Source organism: Corynebacterium jeikeium (assembly GCF_028609885.1).
Lineage (GTDB): Bacteria > Actinomycetota > Actinomycetes > Mycobacteriales > Mycobacteriaceae > Corynebacterium > Corynebacterium jeikeium.
Map to the genome: position 1 here is coordinate 259,067 of NZ_CP063195.1, position 20,212 is coordinate 279,278.

At 63.1% G+C, this 20,212-nt stretch carries 15 protein-coding genes and 1 riboswitch; of the genes, 14 read left to right on the plus strand and 1 reads right to left on the minus strand.

Features of this window, described 5'->3' with window-relative positions:
• Positions 1–5 precede the first annotated feature (5 nt).
• Positions 6–914 (minus strand): SDR family oxidoreductase, encoded by a 909-nt coding sequence (locus CJEIK_RS01090; protein WP_034965436.1) that lies wholly within the window; start codon positions 912–914, stop codon positions 6–8.
• Between the two features lie 227 nt (positions 915–1,141).
• Positions 1,142–1,251, plus strand: a riboswitch (glycine riboswitch).
• Between the two features lie 49 nt (positions 1,252–1,300).
• On the opposite strand from CJEIK_RS01090, the gene gcvP reads away from it, so the two are divergent.
• From gcvP to CJEIK_RS01160, 14 genes are all read left to right on the plus strand, one after another.
• Positions 1,301–4,267, plus strand: coding sequence for an aminomethyl-transferring glycine dehydrogenase (gene gcvP, locus CJEIK_RS01095; protein ID WP_005297048.1), 2,967 nt, complete (start codon positions 1,301–1,303; stop codon positions 4,265–4,267).
• 48 nt (positions 4,268–4,315) lie between these two features.
• Positions 4,316–5,485 carry a glycine cleavage system aminomethyltransferase GcvT gene (gene gcvT, locus CJEIK_RS01100; protein ID WP_005297046.1) on the plus strand — a complete coding sequence of 390 codons (1,170 nt, stop codon included), beginning with the start codon at positions 4,316–4,318 and terminating at the stop codon, positions 5,483–5,485.
• A gap of 101 nt (positions 5,486–5,586) precedes the next feature.
• A complete protein-coding gene (gene gcvH / locus CJEIK_RS01105) occupies positions 5,587–5,970 on the plus strand; it encodes a glycine cleavage system protein GcvH (RefSeq protein WP_005297044.1) in 384 nt (127 codons plus the stop codon).
• A 23-nt stretch (positions 5,971–5,993) separates the two neighbouring features.
• Complete coding sequence (locus CJEIK_RS01110) at positions 5,994–7,766, plus strand: type III secretion system chaperone family protein (protein WP_231913325.1); 1,773 nt, start codon at positions 5,994–5,996, stop codon at positions 7,764–7,766.
• A gap of 18 nt (positions 7,767–7,784) precedes the next feature.
• On the plus strand, positions 7,785–8,327 hold the full coding sequence (gene pyrE / locus CJEIK_RS01115) for an orotate phosphoribosyltransferase (RefSeq protein WP_005297040.1): 543 nt from the start codon (positions 7,785–7,787) through the stop codon (positions 8,325–8,327).
• 9 nt (positions 8,328–8,336) lie between these two features.
• The gene (locus tag CJEIK_RS01120; protein ID WP_005297038.1) at positions 8,337–9,020 is read left to right on the plus strand and encodes a TrmH family RNA methyltransferase; all 684 of its coding nucleotides are present in this window, start codon (positions 8,337–8,339) and stop codon (positions 9,018–9,020) included.
• Positions 9,021–9,410: 390 nt separating this feature from the next.
• Positions 9,411–10,754, plus strand: coding sequence for a glycoside hydrolase family 76 protein (locus tag CJEIK_RS01125; protein WP_005297036.1), 1,344 nt, complete (start codon positions 9,411–9,413; stop codon positions 10,752–10,754).
• A 182-nt stretch (positions 10,755–10,936) separates the two neighbouring features.
• Positions 10,937–11,971, plus strand: coding sequence for a class II fructose-bisphosphate aldolase (fbaA, locus tag CJEIK_RS01130; protein ID WP_005297034.1), 1,035 nt, complete (start codon positions 10,937–10,939; stop codon positions 11,969–11,971).
• Positions 11,972–11,985: 14 nt separating this feature from the next.
• Complete coding sequence (locus CJEIK_RS01135; protein ID WP_005297031.1) at positions 11,986–12,525, plus strand: DUF3151 domain-containing protein; 540 nt, start codon at positions 11,986–11,988, stop codon at positions 12,523–12,525.
• Between the two features lie 17 nt (positions 12,526–12,542).
• Positions 12,543–13,487, plus strand: a complete 945-nt coding sequence (locus CJEIK_RS01140) for an endonuclease/exonuclease/phosphatase family protein (protein ID WP_050760850.1) — start codon at positions 12,543–12,545, stop codon at positions 13,485–13,487.
• 10 nt (positions 13,488–13,497) lie between these two features.
• Entirely contained in the window at positions 13,498–14,736 is a 1,239-nt protein-coding gene (locus tag CJEIK_RS01145) for an FUSC family protein (RefSeq protein ID WP_077536235.1), read from the plus strand.
• Between the two features lie 113 nt (positions 14,737–14,849).
• Entirely contained in the window at positions 14,850–15,131 is a 282-nt protein-coding gene (locus CJEIK_RS01150; RefSeq protein ID WP_077536237.1) for a hypothetical protein, read from the plus strand.
• A 104-nt stretch (positions 15,132–15,235) separates the two neighbouring features.
• Positions 15,236–16,474, plus strand: a complete 1,239-nt coding sequence (locus tag CJEIK_RS01155; RefSeq protein ID WP_011113078.1) for an IS256-like element IS3506 family transposase — start codon at positions 15,236–15,238, stop codon at positions 16,472–16,474.
• 16 nt (positions 16,475–16,490) lie between these two features.
• Positions 16,491–20,210, plus strand: coding sequence for a Rib/alpha-like domain-containing protein (locus CJEIK_RS01160; RefSeq protein WP_415538963.1), 3,720 nt, complete (start codon positions 16,491–16,493; stop codon positions 20,208–20,210).
• Positions 20,211–20,212: the final 2 nt, after the last annotated feature.

Genomic DNA, 20,212 nt, shown 5'->3' on the forward strand with positions numbered 1-20,212 from the left:
CGTGCCTATAGCCCGTGCTTCCGGTTGATCAGCCAGTGCATTGTCGCGGTCGGCAGCACGCGCGAGAGCGGGAAGACCACCGGCGCCATCGAGCCGGTTGCGTACAAAGGCTTGGGCCGGGCCGCGGTGATGGGCTTCAGGATTTCCTCGGCCACGCGCTCGGCGGAGATGCCGTTGGCCTCGTTGTTGTCCAGGTTCGTCAGCATGGTGGTGAACTCCGCGCCGTAGGGTCCCTGCAAGTCCACGTACTTCGTGCGCCGCGTGGAAAGCCCGGTGTTGATGGAGCCGGGTTCCACCACGGTTATGCCTACGCCGAAGGGCTGGACTTCGCGCCGGGCGGCGAAGGCGAATCCCTTGATCGCGGCCTTCGAGGCGACGTAGCTGCTGCGGTAGGCCAGCGGGAAGCTGCCCAGCATGGAGCCGACCATCACGATGCGCCCGGCCCCTTGTTGCCGCATTGTTGGAAGGATTTTCTTGGTGACGCCCACTTGTCCCAGAACGTTGATCTCAAATAGACGATGTAGGGCATCGTCGGGGAGCTCTTCCAGGGGGCCAGATTGGCTTTCGCCTGCGTTGTTTACCAGCACGGTCGGTGGGCCGAGGGTGAGGGCGCGGGTGGCGAACTCGTCAATGCTGGCGGGGTCTTCGAGGTCGAGGGGTAGGTAATCCACCCCGTCGATGGGGTCGGTAATGCTGTCGGGGTTGCGGCTAGTGCCGATGATGCGGTCGGGGACGTAAGTTCCCGTGCCGGTGCCGCTTGAGTCGCCGGTAGTTGCGTCGGCCTTGAGCTCCGCGAGGGCGGCGACCGTTGCCCGGCCGATGCCGGAGGAGGCGCCGGTGACTATGGCCACTCTGCCGTTGACGGCGGGCAGTGAGCGAGAAGGGAAGGGGAGGATGCTGGAAAGTTTTGCCATGCTCATTATTTTGGCTGCTGGAATGGGGGGATGCGGGCGGAATGAGATTTTCCGCATTGTCAGGATTCTTTAGTGATCCGTCGCACTACGGCTATGATGTGGGAGAAAACTGCATACATTTTTGCCGCTTTTAGCTGTGGTGGGAGAGGCTCGGCGCTCGTCACGCGCCGGCCGCCGACGGAGCAATTCCTCCCCGGGACACTCTCAGGCCCCAAGTACCGTCACAGTGAGGCAACTCTGGAAAGACCTGCGCGCAGTCGTGTGCACGCGGGCGCCGAAGGAGAAAAGCCGGGTTGACCGGGTGAAGCTCTCAGGCACAAGCGACAGAGTGGGGAGGGCTCCTTTTAACGACCGTGCACTTCCGACCGGAAAGTCCCTATAAAGCTATGTCTTCTGCAGCTACTCGCCGTAATTCAGCCCCCTTCGTTCAGCGCCACATCGGCCCGAACCAGGCCGATACCCAGGAGATCCTCGATTACCTGGGCTACGAATCTTCCGTCGCGCTGGCCGACGATGCCCTCCCGAAGTCCATCTGCCAGGCTGGTCCGATCGGCCTGCCGGAGGCGCTGGATGAAGCGGACACCCTGGCCGCCCTGCGTGCTTACGCTGACAAGAACGTGCAGAAGCAGCAGCTGATCGGCAATGGTTACTTCGACACGATCACCCCGGCCGTGATCCGCCGCAACGTGGTGGAGAATCCGGGCTGGTACACCGCCTACACTCCCTACCAGCCGGAGATCTCCCAGGGTCGCCTTGAGGCCCTGCTGAACTTCCAGACGATGGTGCAGGACCTGACCGGCCTGCCGGTGGCTGGTGCTTCGCTGCTGGACGAGGCCACCGCCGTGGCCGAGGCTGTGCAGCTGATGGCTCGCGGCAATGCGAAGGCCGCCAAGAAGGGTGGCGTGGTGCTGCTGGATTCCTCCCTGCACCAGCAGTCCATCACCGTGACTCTGGCTCGCGCTGAAGCAGCGGGCATCCCGGTGGAGGTCGTGGACCTGGACGGCGAGGACGGCGCCGGTGAGAGCGCTGCCGCTGCTTTCGAGGGCCGCGAGAACCTCGTCGGCGTGGTGCTTTCCAACCCCGGCTCCACCGGCCGCGTCCGCGACCTGTCCGGCCTGATCTCCGCCGCGAAGGAGGCCGGCGCGCTGGTCACGGTTGCCTGTGACCTGCTGGCTCAGGTTCTGGTGACCTCCCCGGGCTCCCAGGGCGCCGACATCGCCGTCGGCTCCGCTCAGCGTTTCGGTGTGCCGCTGTTCTTTGGTGGCCCGCACGCGGGCTTCATCTCCTGCACCGAGGCGCTGCAGCGTAAGTTGCCGGGCCGCATCGTGGGCGTGTCCGTGGATGCCGAGGGCACCCCGGCCTACCGCTTGGCTCTGCAGACCCGTGAGCAGCACATTCGCCGCGACAAGGCCACCAGTAACATCTGTACCGCTCAGGCTCTGCTGGCCGTCGTCGCCGGTTTCTACGCGGTCTGGCACGGCCCGGCTGGTCTGCGCGCCATCGCCGAGGGTGTGCACGCCCGCGCGACCGCCCTGGCCGTTGCCCTGTCCGAGGCTGGCCTGACGCTGGCGCACGATACCTTCTTCGACACCGTCACCGTTGACGTGTCTGGTTCTTCTCTTGGGGACGCCCCCACGGCTCTGCGCGCCGCAGCCGAGGCAGGCTACAACCTGCGCCAGGTTAACGATTCCTTCGTCGGCATCTCTGTCGGCGAGTCCACCACGGATGGGGACATTGCCAAGCTGATCGAGGTGCTGGGCTCCCGCACCGGCGAGGTCAACTCCGCGAGCTTCGACGTCACCGCCGGCCCGCTGGGCGAGGCCGGCGTGCTGCGCGCCGAAGATGAGGAGATTCTGACCCACCCGATCTTCACCGCCATCACCTCCGAGACCCAGATGATGCGCTACATGCGCAAGCTGGCCGACCGCGACCTGGCGCTGGACCGCACGATGATCCCGCTGGGCTCCTGCACCATGAAGCTGAACGCGGCCGTCTCCATGGAGCCGATCACCTGGCCGGGCTTCGCCGGTATCCACCCGCACGTCCCGGCCGAGCAGGCGCAGGGCTGGCTGGAGCTCATCGAGGACCTGGAGGAGCGCCTGGCGAAGATCACCGGCTACGCCAAGGTTTCCGTCCAGCCGAACGCGGGCTCCCAGGGCGAGTTCGCCGGACTGCTGGCGATCCACCGCTACCACCAGTCCCGCGGCGACGATCAGCGTGACATCGTTCTGATCCCGGCCTCCGCGCACGGCACCAACGCTGCCTCTGCAGCGCTGGCGGGTCTGAAGGTCGTGGCTGTGAAGAACGCCGAAGACGGCTCCATCGACGTGCCGGACCTGGAGGCCAAGCTGGAGAAGTACGGCGAGCAGACCGCCGCCATCATGCTGACCTACCCCTCCACCCACGGTGTGTTCGAGGAGCAGGTGCGCGACGTCTGCCAGAAGGTCCACGATGCCGGCGGCCAGGTGTACGTCGACGGCGCTAACCTGAACGCCCTGGTCGGCCTGGCCCAGCCGGGCGAGTTCGGCGGCGACGTATCCCACCTGAACCTGCACAAGACCTTCACCATCCCGCACGGCGGTGGCGGCCCGGGCGTTGGCCCAGTGTGCGTGGCCGAGCACCTGATCCCGTTCCTGCCCACCGACCCGAACGCCGACGTTATCGATGGCGATGCTGCACTGCAGACCGGCCAGCCGGTCTCCGGCGCACAGTACGGCTCCGCTGGCGTGCTGCCGATCACCTGGTCCTACATCGCACAGATGGGCGACGAAGGCCTGACCGAGGCCTCCCGCATGGCCCTGGTGAACGCCAACTACGTTTCCCGCAAGCTGGAGGATTACTTCCCGACGCTCTACAAGGGCGACACTGGCCTGGTGGCCCACGAGTGCATCCTGGACCTACGCGAACTGACGAAGGCCTCCGGCATCACCGCCGAGGACGTATCCAAGCGCCTGATGGACTTCGGCTTCCACGCCCCGACCTTGGCCTTCCCGGTCGCCGGCACCCTGATGATGGAGCCCACCGAGTCGGAGGACAAGGAAGAGCTGGACCGCTTCATCGAAGCGATGATCACCATCCACGGGGAGATCCAGGAAGTTATCGACGGCAAGGTCACCGCCGAACAGTCCATTCTGCGCCACGCGCCGTTTACCGCCTATTCTGTTGTGCGGGACGACTTCGAGGAAGCTGTATCCGGTGGTCACTTCAGCCGTGCCAAGGCCGCATACCCGGTGGCTAGCCTGCGACACACCAAGTACTTCACCCCCGTGCGTCGTATCGACAACGCCTATGGCGACCGCAATCTCGTGTGCACCTGCCCGCCCCTGGAAGACTTCGCAATTAACGAGGACTAGGGTCCGCTGGAGCTAAGGGCGTCACAAAGAGAAGAAGGAGAACAAGACATGACCGAACTTAAGAAGACCGCGCTGCACCTGGTGCACGAGAAGTTGGGCGCGCGATTTACCGACTTCGGCGGCTGGGACATGCCTCTGAAGTACAGCAGTGAGCTGGACGAGCACCACGCTGTACGCAATGCCGTGGGCGTATTCGACCTCTCCCACATGGGTGAGGTTCGCGTGACCGGCCCGCAGGCAGCGGAGTTCCTGGACCACGCGCTGATTTCGAAGCTGTCGGCAGTGAAGGTCGGCAAGGCGAAGTACTCGATGATCTGCACCGAATCCGGTGGCATCATCGACGACCTGATCACCTACCGCCTGGGCGACAACGAGTTCCTGATCGTGCCGAACGCGGGCAACGTGGACAACGTGGTCTCCGCACTGCAGGGCCGCACCGAGGGCTTTGACGTGGAGGTTAACAACGAGTCCGATGCGACCTCCATGATCGCCGTACAGGGGCCCAAGGCCGCGCAGGCGATGCTGGAGATCGTGGAGAACGTCGTGGATGCACCCGAGGCATCCGGCGCGGGCGAGACCGTTGCCGAGGCTATCGAGGGGCTGGGTTACTACGCGGCATTCAGCGGTGTTGCCGCAGGTCAGCCCGTGCTGGTGGCCCGCACAGGCTATACCGGCGAGGACGGTTTCGAGCTGATCGTGGCTAACGATGGTGCGGAGACCGTGTGGACCAAGGCTATGGACCAGGCTGCGCAGCTGGGTGGCCTGCCGTGTGGCCTGGCCTGCCGCGACACCCTGCGCCTGGAGGCTGGCATGCCGCTGTACGGCAACGAGCTATCGCTGAAGCTCACCCCGGTCGATGCTGGGCTGGGCATTCTTGCGGCGACGAAGTCTAAGGACTCTTTCGTTGGTCGTGACGCCATCGTTTCCGCCAAGGAAAAGGGTACCCAGCAGGTACTTATCGGGCTGGCGGGCGAGGGTCGCCGCGCTGCCCGTGGGGGATACGAGGTGTTTGCCGGTGACGGCGAGAAGGCCATCGGTGCCGTGACCTCCGGTGCACTGTCGCCGACGCTGGGCCACCCGGTGGCATTGGCATACGTCGCGAAGTCCGCAGTGTCCTCCGGCGCGGCCGCTGAGGGTGCGACCGTGGAGGTAGACATCCGCGGCAAGCGCTTTGAATACAAGGTTGTGGCGCTGCCGTTCTACTCCCGCGAGAAGTAACGCAAGAAGTAACGAAAAGGGTTGTCTGCCCGCTGGTGTAAGGTTTGGGCAGACAACCACAGAAGTAACCACACAAGGTTTCACAAGAGAGGCTTAAAACAATGACTGCACTGCCAACTGACTTCCTGTACTCCGAAGAGCACGAGTGGGTTAACACCTCCGCTGTTGTTGAGGGCGAGACCGTGCGCGTGGGCATTACCCACATCGCCGCTGAGGCGCTGGGTGACATCGTGTTCGTCGAGCTGCCGGAGGTTGGCTCCGAGGTTGAGGCCGGCGAGGCTTTCGGCGAGGTTGAGTCCACCAAGTCCGTTTCCGACATCTACGCACCGGTTTCTGGCGAGGTTGTGGCTGTCAACGAGGCGCTGGAAGACAACGCTGGTCTGATCAACGAAGATCCATACGGTGAGGGCTGGCTGTACGAGGTCAAGGTGACCGAGGCCGGCGAGCTGATGGAGGCTGAGGCTTACCAGGCGGCTAACGAGTAAAACAAGACCCTATGGTCGGTTCCATGTTCGCATTAATCCTCGGCTTGGCCCTGTTGGGCCTTGCCGTGTGGTTACTCCTGCGCGCAAAAGATAGCACCGGTGAGGGAACCGACGGGTATGCCAGGGGGAACTCCTACGAGGCCGCGGATTGGTCCACGGATGAGGGCTACGTTGATGGCAGCTTCGAGGACGACTCCGAGGGGGAGCCTGAGGGCAACGAATGGCCCGAGGGCGAGGGCGGCGAGTGGTCCGAGCTGGACGACGAAGAATGGTCCGCAGGATGGGATGGCCCGCAGTTTGACTCGTGGTCCGGGGATGATGACGAGTCCGGCGAAGACTACGACTACGAGGATGACGCGGACGATTACCAGGCCGATAGTGCAGACGATGGACTAGGCGAAAGTCCCGCAGACGATTGGGCAGAGGAACCGTCGGAGGATTGGTCCGACGATGAGCCTGCAGAGGGGGAGAGCCCCGTTTCCCCCACGCCTGCGGCTGCGCCTGCGTCCGGGCCCGCGTCAGCAATGGCGGCTTTCGGTTTTCCCCGCAGGCGGCGTCGCCAATGGGCGGCCGACAACGGCTTTGAGTACACGAAGGAAGACAGCGAAGTCGCGCGCGACTGGCCCATCACCATCCTGGGGGATCAGCGGCGCGGGGTGCCGACGCTGCGCGAGGTTGTCAGCGGCTTCGTCGACGGGCACCAGGTGCACATCGGAGACGTGGGATCATCCACTCTGATGGCCATGCGCCGAGTGGAAGAATCACCAGTTCAAGTACTGTATTCCGTTGATGCTGCCCAGCCCGCTGGCATGCGCCGCACCGACCTTCTGGACCAGCCTCCGTTCGCCGCGTACACCACCGACGTCCGCGCGTTGGACCGCATGCTGGACGCCCGCGTGGAGGACTCCCTGGCTGCGCTTTCGCAGGTCGCGCGCGACGTTGCGTGGGGGCAGAACTGGACGGTCGTGCGGATCTCCCGCAAGCTCGACTTCCACGTGTGGCAGAAGATTCTGCCGCGGCTGCGCTCCCTGGTGGATGCAGCGATGGTGCTGCCCCCGGCGCAGACCAGCGCGCCGTTGGAGATGCTGTCTGCCGACCAGTTGCGTCCCCTGCCGGGCGGTCCGCTGCAGGTGAACACCGCCGACCCGGTGAACCAGGAGGAGATCGAGGAACAAGCCGCCGAGACCTCCTCCCGCCGCGCAGCACACCTGCGGGCCGTGCCCGATGGTGCTGCCGATACTAATGCCGAAGGTAGCGACGACACCGCCTCAGCCGCCGCAGAGTTCAACCCCGCGCAAGACAACACTGTCCGCACTGAAGAAGCTGCCGCGCACGCGGAAGTGCCGAACCCGGAGCGGCCCGACATCACCCGCCCCGCCGAGCCGGTGACCTTCCCCTCTCGCACGCACACACGCTGGGAAGGCGGAGACCCGGATAGCTTCGAAAGCTTCGCCGTGGGCGACTACGACGACCCCGCGGAGGATGATGACCTCCACGCGGGACGGCGACGTCGCCGCGACGGAGGCATCCCGCGCCTGGGCGAGGATCCCGAGCACATGAGCTCGCACAACTCGCAATATGCGCAGGTCATCCGCGTCGAGGCGGAAGAGGCCACTATTTTCGAGGAATTCGAGGAGACTAAGTCCACTGCAGTGCGTCTGTCTCCTGTGACGCAGCGTCGGCGGAGCGGTGGGCGTCATCGTGCGCCAGAGGCACGCCACGCCCGCCCCGAACCCATCGAACCGATTGAGTACGAAACCGTCGACGGCGAGGTCGTCGAAGACGACCAGCAATAGCAAAAAGGAGCAACCGCAATGATCGATGAATCCAAGAAGCAGCGCCTCGCTGAGCTCGTAAAGGAGCTGGCGGTGGTGCACGGGCGCGTGACCCTTTCCTCCGGCAAGGAGGCTGACTACTACGTCGACCTGCGCCGTGCGACCCTGCATCACGAGGCATCGCCGCTGATCGGCGAGCTGCTGCGCGAGCTGACCGCCGATTGGGGCTATGCACACGTCGGCGGGCTGACCCTGGGTGCGGACCCGGTGGCGACGGCGATTATGCATGCAGACGGCAACCCTATCGACGCCTTTGTAGTGCGCAAGGAAGCCAAGAAGCACGGCATGCAGCGCCGCATCGAAGGCCCGGATATTGAGGGCAAGCGGGTGCTCATCGTCGAGGACACGACCACCACGGGTAACTCCCCGCTGACCGCCGTCGCCGCTGCCCGCGAGGCTGGCGCGACTGTCGTTGGCGTGGCCACCGTCGTGGATCGCGCGACCGGCGCTAAGGATGTTATTGAGGCCGAGGGAGTCGAGTACCGCTCGCTGTTGGGCCTGTCCGACCTGGGTCTTTCCTAGGTATTTTTGATGACGCCCACCTCCCCCGAACCACACGATAAACCCGGACCGACGGAGTGGCTGGAGCATCCCCGTGGGGTGCGTAGCTGGGAAGAAGAACACCCCGACCAGCCCCGCCCGACGGATGCGCGCTTCGACCCTGAGCTGCTGGATGCCGGGGATAGGCGCAACGTGGTGGATGCTTACCGATATTGGAAGCAGTCCGCGATCATTGCGGATATTGATACCCGTCGGCATGCGCTGCACATTGCCATTGAGAACTTCGAAAACGACTCGAACATTGGCACCGTCGTGCGCACTGCGAATGCCTTCGCGGTGGATACCGTGCACATTGTTGGGCGGCGGCGTTGGAACCGGCGCGGGGCGATGGTTACTGACCGCTACCAGCACTTACAGCACCATGCGACGGTGGGAGAGGTGCTGGAATTCGCTGCCCGGGAAGGGCTCGTAGTGGTGGCGGTGGATAACACCCCGGGGTGCGTGCCGCTGGAAACCGCGGAACTGCCGGAGCGCTGCCTGCTGCTGTTTGGCCAGGAGGGGCCGGGCGTGACCCAGGAGGCGCAGGATGCTGCGCGGATGACGGTCTCTATTGCTCAGTTCGGGTCGACGCGGTCCATTAACGCCGGTGTGGCGGCGGGGATTGCGATGCATGCGTGGATCCGCCAGCACGCGGACCTGTCTCAGGCCTGGTAAATGAGGTGTCTCCACGTCTGGTAAAGGAGGTGTCTCCAGGTCTGGAATGTGGGGATGTCGTGGGCCTGGTAGCTGCGCTTGCCCCAGGCTTGGTAGTTGCGCCCTCCGTGACTCCGCAAATGTCGTTAGAACGGGAATGCATGGGAATGCGCAGGGCGTTGGGGGTAGGAATTGGGGCTCTGGTGAGCAGAATGTCGTTAGAACGGGAATACGTGGGCGCGCGTAGCGGTCTTCGAAAAATGAAAACGCTCTGAACTGCACGTTTGTGTAGTTGGGAATTATGGTCTTTAACGCATTCCCGATCTAGCGACATTTGACTGCTGGGCAGCGCAGTTCCGGGGGAGGACTAGACTGTTCTGCAGAGCGCTACAACCGAGTGAGGTGTGCAGAGTGTTTAATCTTCCCGGCAATAGGAAGCGGGGTAGCAAGTCGTCGCAGGTAGAAGACATTTCTGCGGCGCCGCAGGAATCTGCGGAGGGGGCGGCTGGGCAGGCAGCAGGGGCAGCCGAGCAGGCTGAGGCAGCCGAAGCCTCGCCAGCAGAATCCCCCAACCCCAACCAGGAGCTCATCGAACGCTGGGATCACCGCGCGGACCTCTCCTACCAGGCGGTTCACGAGCGCCACGCCAGCCGCCTCTGGGGTATCCCGCGCACCACGCTGGGAGTTATCGCCTGGCCGCCGACCACTCGCGACCGCATGTTCGTCCGCTGGCACTACTGGTGGCAAGCTCATTACATCGACAACCTCATCGATGCCGCCATCCGCCGCCCCACCCACTCCCGGATTTTCGCCATCCGCCGGCACCTCCGCGCCATGCGCATCCGCAATCTCCGCCCCTTGACCGCCAACCACTACTACGACGACAAAGCGTGGCTGGCTCTGGCCCTGCAGCGGGTGGCGAACACTCCGAAGATCCAGGCAAAACTCGGCACGCCCCGCGAGCTGGAACCCCTGGTGGAGAACATTTTCGAGGGCGTGGATAGCCTCACGGGTGTGCTGCCGTGGCGCACGCAGGAGACTTTCTACAACGTCCCCACCAACGGCCCCGCCGCCATCCTGGCCGCCCGCAATGGCGATATCGAGACGGCGGAGCGCCTGATCGACTGGACCTTCGACAACCTCATCAACGAAGACGGCCTGGTTATGGACGGTATTCACATGCGGATGGCCGGCCCGGAGCCCGTCACGGCGGTGCATCCTTATTGTCAGGGTGTGATGCTCGGCGCTTGTGTGGAGCTCGCCCTCGCGCGCAGGCGTGCGGCTGGGGTGGAGGACCGCACGGTTTCAGATGTGGGCGTCAAAGAAATAACCCGCATCCATGGCCTGCTCCGCGCGATCGAGGTGCACCTTACCGACCGCGACGGTGCGATCAATGCGCGCACTGCGGGCGGTGATGGCGGACTGTTTAATGGCATTCTTGCGCGCTATCTTTCTCTTGTTGTTGAGTGCGTGCCGACGCCAGGTCGGCACGGCACGGAGGCGGTGGCCATAGCTCGGCGGATTGTGTTGGCGACAGCCGAGCAGGTGTGGCGCTTCCGCCTGGAGGTTGATGGGCTGCCGGTGTTCTCTGCCGATTGGTCGAAGGATGCGACGATGCCGCAGGCCGGTGGTCTGGTGGGCGCGACGATTGCGGGGGCGGTAGCGAGCTCCGATATTGCGGAGCGGGATCTATCCGTCCAGCTTTCCGGGTGGATGCTGATGGAGGCGGCGGCGCGCACCATCGCGGCGGAGTGACGCTCGAGTGGTGGGTGAGTAGCGAGAGACGGGTAGACGAGCGGCGGGGGATAGCGTGCAGAGAGGGCACGTGGGCATAAGGGGGAGTGCTCGCCGGAGTGACTGCACGGCGTTGAATTTGTGGGCATAATTGTGGGCGGAGACTTACCTGCCCTATTCCAAGGAATTGAAGGAGCATCGAAATGCCTATTGCAACCCCCGACGTCTACCGCGACATGCTGGATAATGCGAAGGAGAACGGCTTCGCATACCCCGCCATCAACTGCACCTCTTCCGAGACCATCAATGCTGCTCTGAAGGGCTTTGCGGATGCGGAGTCCGACGGCATCATCCAGTTCTCCACCGGTGGTGCCCAGTTCGGTTCCGGCCTGGCCGTGAAGAACATGGTTGCAGGTGCGGAGGCCCTGGCTGCGTTTGCTCACCAGGCTGCTAAGCACTACGGCGTGAACGTTGCTCTGCACACCGACCACTGCCAGAAGGAAGTTCTGGACGAGTACGTCCGCCCGCTGATGGAGATCTCCCGCAAGCGCGTGGAGGCCGGCGAGAACCCGCTGTTCCAGTCCCACATGTGGGACGGCTCCGCTATCCCGATCGACGAGAACCTGGAGATCGCTAAGGATCTGCTGGCTGACGCGCAGAAGGCCAACATCATCCTCGAAGTGGAGATCGGCGTTGTCGGTGGCGAGGAAGACGGCGTGGAGGCCAAGGCCGGCGCTAACCTGTACACCACCGAAGAGGACTTCGCTAAGACCGTTGATGCTCTGGGCACCGGCGAGCACGGCCGCTACCTGCTGGCCGCTACCTTCGGCAACGTCCACGGCGTGTACAAGCCGGGCAACGTGAAGCTGCGCCCGGAGGTTCTGGACATGGGCCAGAAGGTTGCAGAGAAGAAGCTGGGACTTTCTGAGGGCTCCAACCCGTTCGACTTCGTCTTCCACGGCGGCTCCGGCTCCGAGAAGGAGAAGATCGAGGAGGCCCTGCGTTACGGCGTGATCAAGATGAACGTGGATACGGACACCCAGTACGCCTTCACCAACCCGGTTGCCCGCCACATGTTCACCAACTTCGACGGCGTGCTGAAGATCGACGGCGAGGTCGGCAACAAGAAGGTTTACGACCCGCGCTCCTACCTGAAGAAGGCTGAGGAGGCCATGTCCGTCCGCGTGGTGGAGGCCTGCAACGACCTGCACTCCGCTGGCACTTCCGTCGCTAAGTAGGTTTCGCTAGCACGATGGCAGAACAGATTCGTCACAGTCGAGATCTCTTCGGCGCGGAGCACCCGGAGGTGCGCCTGCCGCAGGAGCTGGCAAGCTCCATTCCGGTGGAAGGTGCTGCAGGTGCTGGCGGTGGTGCAAGTACTGCACAGTCGCGTGAGTCGCTGGAGGCCGCGGTCTCGGAGAACCTGAAGGATTCCGGCGCATGGGCTGCCTTGGCCGAGGTGCTGCTGGCCGAAGGTCAGCCCGTGCAGGCCTACGCCTGCGCCCGCACCGGCTACCACCGTGGCCTGGACGCCCTGCGTGGAAACGGTTGGCGCGGCACCGGCCCGGTCCCGTGGAACCACGAGCCGAACCAGGGTGTGCTCCGCGCTATCGGCGCGCTGGTGCAGACCGCCCGCGCTCTCGGCGAGGACGATGAGGTCGTGCGCTGCCTGAACCTGCTACACGACTGCGACCCGGCGGCAGCCCCAGCCCTGGGGCTGGACGGCTCCGGCAAGAAGGCCGAGTCCAAGCCCATCACCGAACCCGGCGCCACCCCGCCCGCCGAGGGCTAACCTGTGCCTGAACGGAAATGAACCAACGCCGTTCTTTCTCTCTGCCAGCCCCGAGCCGCGGAGTGAACCGGAACCTCTGCATCGTCACGCTAGTCGTGGCGATACTTTGGATGTCCAGCATCCTCTGGCCCGCAGAACCCACAGCCGGCTGGCCTTTCGTGGCCGAAATGCAGGCCAGTGCGTGGGTCGCCGGTGTGCTCGCCGCGGCGGGTATCGGCATCCTCCGTTCGGTACGCCGCGCGGCGCTATGCGCGGTACTGGCTCTGCTGGCGGTCTTGATCGTCCCGCGCGTACCGGCGCCCAATTTTTCGGACGCCACCAACCCGACCCGCGTATTCTCCCTGAACACCTACTGGGGCAAGGCCGACGATAAGCGGATTGCCCGCGCGATCGACGAGCTCAAACCCGATGTGGTCTTCCTCCTGGAGACTAATACGGAGGAAGTCGCGAGCGTGGCGGACAAGACCGGCTATCTCCCTATGACCCAGCCGCGACCTGGCAACGATCGGGCGGATAATGTTGTGGCGCTCGTGTCGGCGTCATATAAAGAAGAAACAGGGGCGCACGGCAACATGGTCCGTGGGCTTACTCGCTTCCAGACTCCGCGCGTGAACGCACCGCTGCACGGCAACAGCGAGTTCGTGGGCGTGCATGCGGTAGCGCCGGCGAAGGACGACCGCCCGGCGTGGGAGCGCGACCTAGCGAACCTTAGCGAGTGGGCGAACTCCCGGCGCCACCTGGTGCTGGCCGGCGACTTCAACGCAACGCGCAGCCATCCGCGCTATCGCGACTTCGAGCTCAGCGACTGCACGGGGCACCTGGCGCACACTCCAACGTGGCCGGCGGTGTTCCCGGTGATTCGGCTAGACCACATCATGACCACCGGCGAGTGCCTGGGTGGCGGCACGAAGCGGATTCTGGGTACTGACCATCTGGCCGTGTGGGCGGACGTAACCACCTAAACTGGCGGGCATGGCAGAACCACAACCGCGGCCCCGGACCGCGAAAGAGATGTGGGGCGAGCCGGCCAACCGCCTGCGCCCCGGAGTGCGCGCCGCAGCCCGGAACCTGCGCCGTATCGCGCCGGTGCAGGGTGCAATCCGCGTGCGCGAGGGGATAGTCTTCGCCATCCAGTGCGCTATCGGCGCGGGCCTGGCGCTGCTCATCGCGGAGCAGATTTTCGACCACCAGCAGGCTTTCTTCGCGCCCATCGCGGCGGTGCTGAGCCTGGGTGTGAGCGCCGGCAAGCGCTTGCGGCGTGGCTTCGAGCTGGTGCTCGGCGCCTCCGTGGGCGTGGGCATCGGAGACCTGGTGATCAGCAACATTGGTAGCGGATACTGGCAGGTCTCCGTGGTGGTGCTGTTCGCCATCATGGTGGCGACGTTCGTGGATAAATCGGTCTCCGTGGCTTTCCAGGCTGCAAGTTCCGCGGTGCTGGTGGCGACGATCCTGCCGCCGGGGTCTTCCGGTTCGTGGGACCGCATGATCGATGCGCTGATCGGTGGTGTGATCGGCATTTTGGTGCTGGCGCTGGTGCCTAACTCGCCGCTGCGTCCGGCTAGGCGGGAGGTCTCCACGCTGATCTCGAAGGCTTCGCTGGTGCTGGACGATGTGGCGCAGGGGATGGAGGAGCGCGACACGGCGAAGATCACCAAGGCTCTGGAGATCGCCCGCGGCACTCAGACATACGTGAATGCGCTGCTGACGAACGTGGGCGGCGGGTCGGAGGTTGTGGCTGTTTCGCCGATTTATTGGACGGCCCGGCGGCATGCGAAGTCGATGAACCGCATCCTGGTGCCCGTGGATAACGTGATGCGTAATACGCGCGTGTTGGCGCGCCGGGCGGAGATCATGATGCTGGACGAGGTCGAGCCGCCGGAGGAGATGATCGAGCTGATGCGCGGCATCTCTAACGAGCTGGGCCAGCTGGGTGCGTTGTTCGCCGAGGGCGGTACGCGCGGCACCCGCGACGAGGCGGTGGAGATCCCGGAGATCGTCCGCGCCCTGCAGAAACTCGCAGCGGAGGCGGACCTGGCCATCGCGGAGGGTACAGGTTTGTCGGGCACGGTGGTGTTGGCGCAGTGCCGCTCTATTATTGTTGACGCCCTTCAGGTCTGTGGCTATTCGCGTGAGTCGGCTATGGCGTTTCTGCGGCCGACGGTGGATCGGCCGTGGCAGCCGCCAGAGGTGTGGGACGACCTGGAGGAATAAGCAGGGGCTACGAGTGGAACCTTAAGAGTAGCGATAGTAGATTCTTAAAGAAGTTGGGGAATTGTTCCCCACAACGACTTAACGTCGTCTCGCTCTACTTTGAGGTCCCTCTTATGATGTTTCTTCGTTCCCGCCGCGCCATGACTGCTGTTGCGGCTGCATCTAGCCTGGTGCTGACCGCCACGGCTGTCCCACAGTCCCCGTTCTCCCCAGTAGCCGCTCAGGCTGCCACGGCCAACAAGACGCAGGATACGAACCTGCCGCTGAAATGTACCCTGTTCGCTGCGGGTGGCCCCAAGAATAAGATCCCGTTTGTTGGACGTGGTTTCATGGAGAATCGGGATTTCACGGGAAATTTTCACGTGACGATGCCTGGGCAAGGTTGCGTCCCTTAGTGTGGTGTAACGCTTGCTGATGGTGGATCCCGGAAAGTAGTGGGCGGCCACCGCCAGTTAGCCTTTCAACTCAACTACCACATCTCACCGAAAGGCCTATGACGATGACCGCTGCACCGTATTCTATCGACCCGACAACCTATCTGGATGATTTGCTGGCCCAAGCGTCTCCGGATTTGATGCGCCAGATGCTGCAAGGGTTTATCAACCAGATCCTCTCCGCCCAGGCTGACACCGTCTGCGGCGCCGAATACGGGGTTGTATCCACCGAGCGGGTCAACCACCGCAACGGGTATCGCCACCGCGACCTTGACACCCGTGTCGGCACGATCGACGTGGCGGTGCCGAAACTGCGCCACGGCGCGTTCTTCCCAGACTGGCTGTTAGAGCGCCGCTCACGAGCAGAACGAGCCTTATCGACTGTGATCGCCACGTGCTACCTTAAGGGGGTTTCCACCCGCAGGATGAATGATCTGGTGGCTACACTTGGGATTTCCAGCATGTCGAAATCGCAAGTCTCACGCATGTCAGAAGAACTCGACGACATGGTCGCAGACTTCAAAAACCGCCCACTAGACCCCGGCGGGTACGCCTTTTTATCGTGCGATGCGCTCACGATCAAAGTCCGTGAAGGCGGCCGGGTGGTCAAATGCTCAGTGCTGCTTGCCACCGGAGTCAACGCCGACGGGTATCGCGAAATGCTCGGCATGCACGTCGCCACCGCGGAATCCAACGCGTCGTGGAAAGGCTTCTTCCAGGACTTAAAAGCCCGCGGACTTACTGGGGTATTCCTTATCACCAGTGATGCCCACGAAGGCATCCAGCACGCCATTTCCGAAGTGCTGCCCAATGCGTCGTGGCAGCGGTGCCGCACCCATTTCGCGAAGAACCTCTACGAAAAGGTCCCGAAAACACAATGGCCGATGGTCTCTGCGATGTTCCAGACAATCTTCCAGCAACCTGACGCCACATCCACTTGGGCTCAAGCCCGCGAAGTTGTCGACCTACTGGAGCCGAAATTCCCTCACGTCGCGGCGTATTTGGAGGAATCACTCGATGAAGTACTGGCGTTTACCGCAGTGCCGAAACCAGTCTGGACGAAGGTGTGGTCAAACAACCCCACAGAACGGTTAAACCGAGAGATCCGCCGGCGCACCGACGTCGTCGGCATTTTCCCAAACCGTGAATCCATCATCCGGCTTGTCGGTGCGGTCCTAGCCGAGCAACACGACGATTGGATCCAACAAAAACGCTACATGTCACTGACCGCACTCGAACACACCAAGCACCTCATGCACCACCCAGGAGAACATCGTGACGACCACCACCAGCTAACCGCCTAACCAAGCCCCGAACTTCATATCGAGCCGAAAGCACAAACGGCTACACCACTACACCGGACTTGACCCTGGGCAAGTAGAAGTCGGTGAGGTTTTTGAAGCTAGCGTAAGCATGGATTCGCTTTCCGCCTCGCATTCACTGTTGCGACAGTTGGGCGGTAGCCCCAGTTTCGAAGAAGGTAGCGCGGCCAATAAAGTGCGTTTCGCAGTGAAGGGCGATGTTGATCTGGTCGAATCCAACCCGCCCGCCACGCTAAAGAATGGTGTTCTAACCGTTGAAAAGATGATGCAGCCGAGTAAGTCGGGAGACACGGTAACGATTGCTTTCGCGCCTCTAAAGCTGAAGTTCAAAGCGAAGAAGGCTGGGTTGGTTGAGATCCAGACCCCAGAGGCTTATAAGACACCGGATAGTCATGGTGGTGTCAGGAACAACAACATGTTCCATGGGGAGGGGATTGCAGGCACTGTTTTTGGAAAAACTCCAGGCTTGCGAGTGACTTGTTTGACTGATCGTTTTACGCCGCTGGGTGCGACCCAGGTAGGTAAAGATGCTGAGTTCAATGAGCCTAAATACTCCGCCATTGAAGTGAAGCAGCAGGATACCGCTGCCTCGAAGAACACCGCGCAGGCACCGGAAGGTACCACCTATGCGAAGGGTGCAGAGGCTCCAGAGTGGGCGACCGTCGGTCAGGACGGCACCGTAACCGTAAAGCCGGGACTGGATGTGAAGCCCGGCGACTACACCGTCCCGGTCGTTGTCACCTACCCCGATACCTCCGCTGACAACACCGTTGTGAAGGTGAAGGTCACCGTTAAGCCGAAGAACGAACTGCACACCCCGAAGTACACGGATGTGACGGTGGTGCAGGACAAGGAGGAAACCTCCGCTAAACCATCCGACGCTGGAGAAGGCTCCACCTTCGCTGCCGGAGAAGGCGCCCCGACCTGGGCGACCGTCAACGCCGACGGCACGGTTACCGTCAAGCCCGGCATGGACGTGAAGCCGGGCGAGCACCCCGTTCCGGTCAAGGTGACCTATTCCGACAAGTCCGTCGGCAACGCAACGCTGACGGTCCACGTTAAGCCCAAGCCTGCTAACGAGGTGCACGACCCGAAGTACACCGACATTAAGGTAAAGCAGGGGGATGAGGAAACCGCAGCGGCTCCGAAGGACGTCGCCGATGGCACTAAGTTCGCCCCTGGTGAAGGCGTGCCGGAGTGGATCACCGTCAACGAAAACGGCACCATTGAGGCGAAGCCCACCCTGGAGACCGAGGTCAAGGAGTACACCGTCCCGGTCACCGTGACCTACCCGGATGGGACCTCCGACAAGACTGAGCTGAAGGTGGAAGTCACCAAGAAGCCAGACAACGAGATCCACAATCCGCAGTACGACGACGTGACCGTCAAGCAGTTGGATACCGAGACCGTAGCGGCTCCGAAGGACGTTGCTCAGGGAGCGAAGTTCGCCCTCGGTGACAACGCGCCGGACTGGGCATCCGTCGCAGAGGACGGCACCGTCACCGTGAACCCGGGGCTGGATGTCCCCGAAGGTGATTACACCGTCCCGGTTGTTGTGAGCTACCCGGACAACTCCGCCGATAAGACCGAGGTTAACGTCCACGTAAAGGTGAAGCCCGCCAACGAGCTGCACGATCCGAAGTACACCGATACTTCCGTCGTGCAGGAGAGCACCGCTACCGTGGCTGCACCGGCGGACATGCCAGACGGTACCAAGTTCGCTGCTGGTGAAGGCGTGCCGGAGTGGATCACCGTCAACGAAAACGGCACCATTGAGGCGAAGCCCACCCTGGAGACCGAGGTCAAGGAGTACACCGTCCCGGTCACCGTGACCTACCCGGATGGCTCCACCGACAACACGTCGGTGAAGGTGAACGTGACCAAGAAGCCGGACAACGAGATCTACTCCCCGGAGCTCGGCAGCATCACGGTGAAGGCCAACCGCACCGCGAAGACGTCGGCCATTGAGGGGCTGCCGGCTGACACGAAGTTTGCCCTTGCAGACGGTGCGCCTAGCTGGGCAACCATCGGCGACAAGGGTGTCGTGCAACTAAACCCGGGCGGTGACGTTGCGCCACAGGATTACGACGTTCCGGTCACTATCACTTACCCCGATGGCACCGAGGACACCGCGACCTTGAAGGTCACCGTCACGGAGCGCGATATTGCCGAGGTGCACGACCCGGCCTACGCGCCGATCGAGGTTGTGCAGACCGAAACCGGCACCGTTGCCGCGCCGACGGACAGCACTGCTGATGCGGAATACTCCCTGGGTGCAGGTGCTCCGAAGTGGGCCACGCTGAATAAGGATGGCAGCATCGAAGTCAACCCGGACCTGCACGTCGAAACGGGCGAGTACAATCTTCCCGTCACTGTTGTTTACAAGGACAACTCCTCCGACCGCACCACCGCCGTGGTGACCGTCACCAAGAAGCCTGACAACGAGATCCATGACCCGACCTACTCGGACGTGACCGTGAAGCAGGGCGACGAAGTGACTGCTCCGGCTCCGGCCGATGTGGCTGAGGGTGCGACCTTCGAGGCTGGCGAGGGTGTACCGTCTTGGATCACCGTCAACCCGGACGGCACCGTCACCGCTAAGCCGGGTCTGGAGGTTGAGGCCAAGGAGTACACGGTTCCGGTGAAGGTCACCTACCCGGATAAGACGGGTGACGACACCACCGTGAACGTCACCGTGACCGTCAAGCCGACCAACGAGCTGCACGATCCGACCTACTCGGATGTGACTGTGAAGCAGGGCGACGAGGAGACTGCTCCGGCTCCTACTGATGTGGCCGAGGGTGCGAAGTTTGCTGCTGGCGAGGGTGCCCCGGAGTGGGCGACCGTTAACGAAGACGGCTCCGTAACCGTGAAGCCGGGCCTGGAAGTGGTCGACGGTAAGTACACCGTTCCGGTGAAGGTCACTTACCCGGATACCTCGGCTGACGACACGACCGTGAATATCACCGTGACCGTGAAGCCCGCTAACGAGATCCACGATCCGACCTACTCTGACGTGACGGTGAAGCAGGGCGACGAAGTGACCGCTCCGGCTCCGACTGATGTGGCTGAGGGTGCGACCTTCGAGGCTGGCGAGGGCGTACCGTCCTGGATCACCGTCAACCCGGACGGCACCGTAACCGCCAAGCCGGGCACCGATGTTGAGGCCAAGGAGTACACCGTTCCGGTGAAGGTCTCCTACAAGGATGGTTCCGGCGACGACACGACCGTGAACATCACCGTCACCGTGAAGCCGACCAACGAGAAGTACGATCCGACCTACCCCGGTGCCGACGTGAAGCAGGGTGGCGAAACCACCGTCGCCCCGCCGGCTGACGTGGCTGATGACGCAGAGTTCGCTCTTGGTGAGGGCGCCCCGGAGTGGGCCACCGTCAACGAGGACGGCACCGTCACCCTGAAGCCGAGCAAGGAAGTTGAGCTGGGCGACTACGACGTCCCGGTTGTCATCACCTACCCGGATGGATCGACCACTACCACGACGCTGAAGGTGACCATCAAGGAGCAGGACAAGCAGAATGACAACACCGGCAGCACCGGCTCCGGCGATGGCCTGTTCGGCTCCTTGGAGGGCTCCAGCAGCATCACCGGTTCCAGCCCATTCGGTACGTTCCTCGCGGCCCTGTTCGGAACGATTGCCATCGGCGCAGGCCTGTTCGGCCTGTACAACTGGGCCCGCGACCACGGTTACGTCCGCTAACC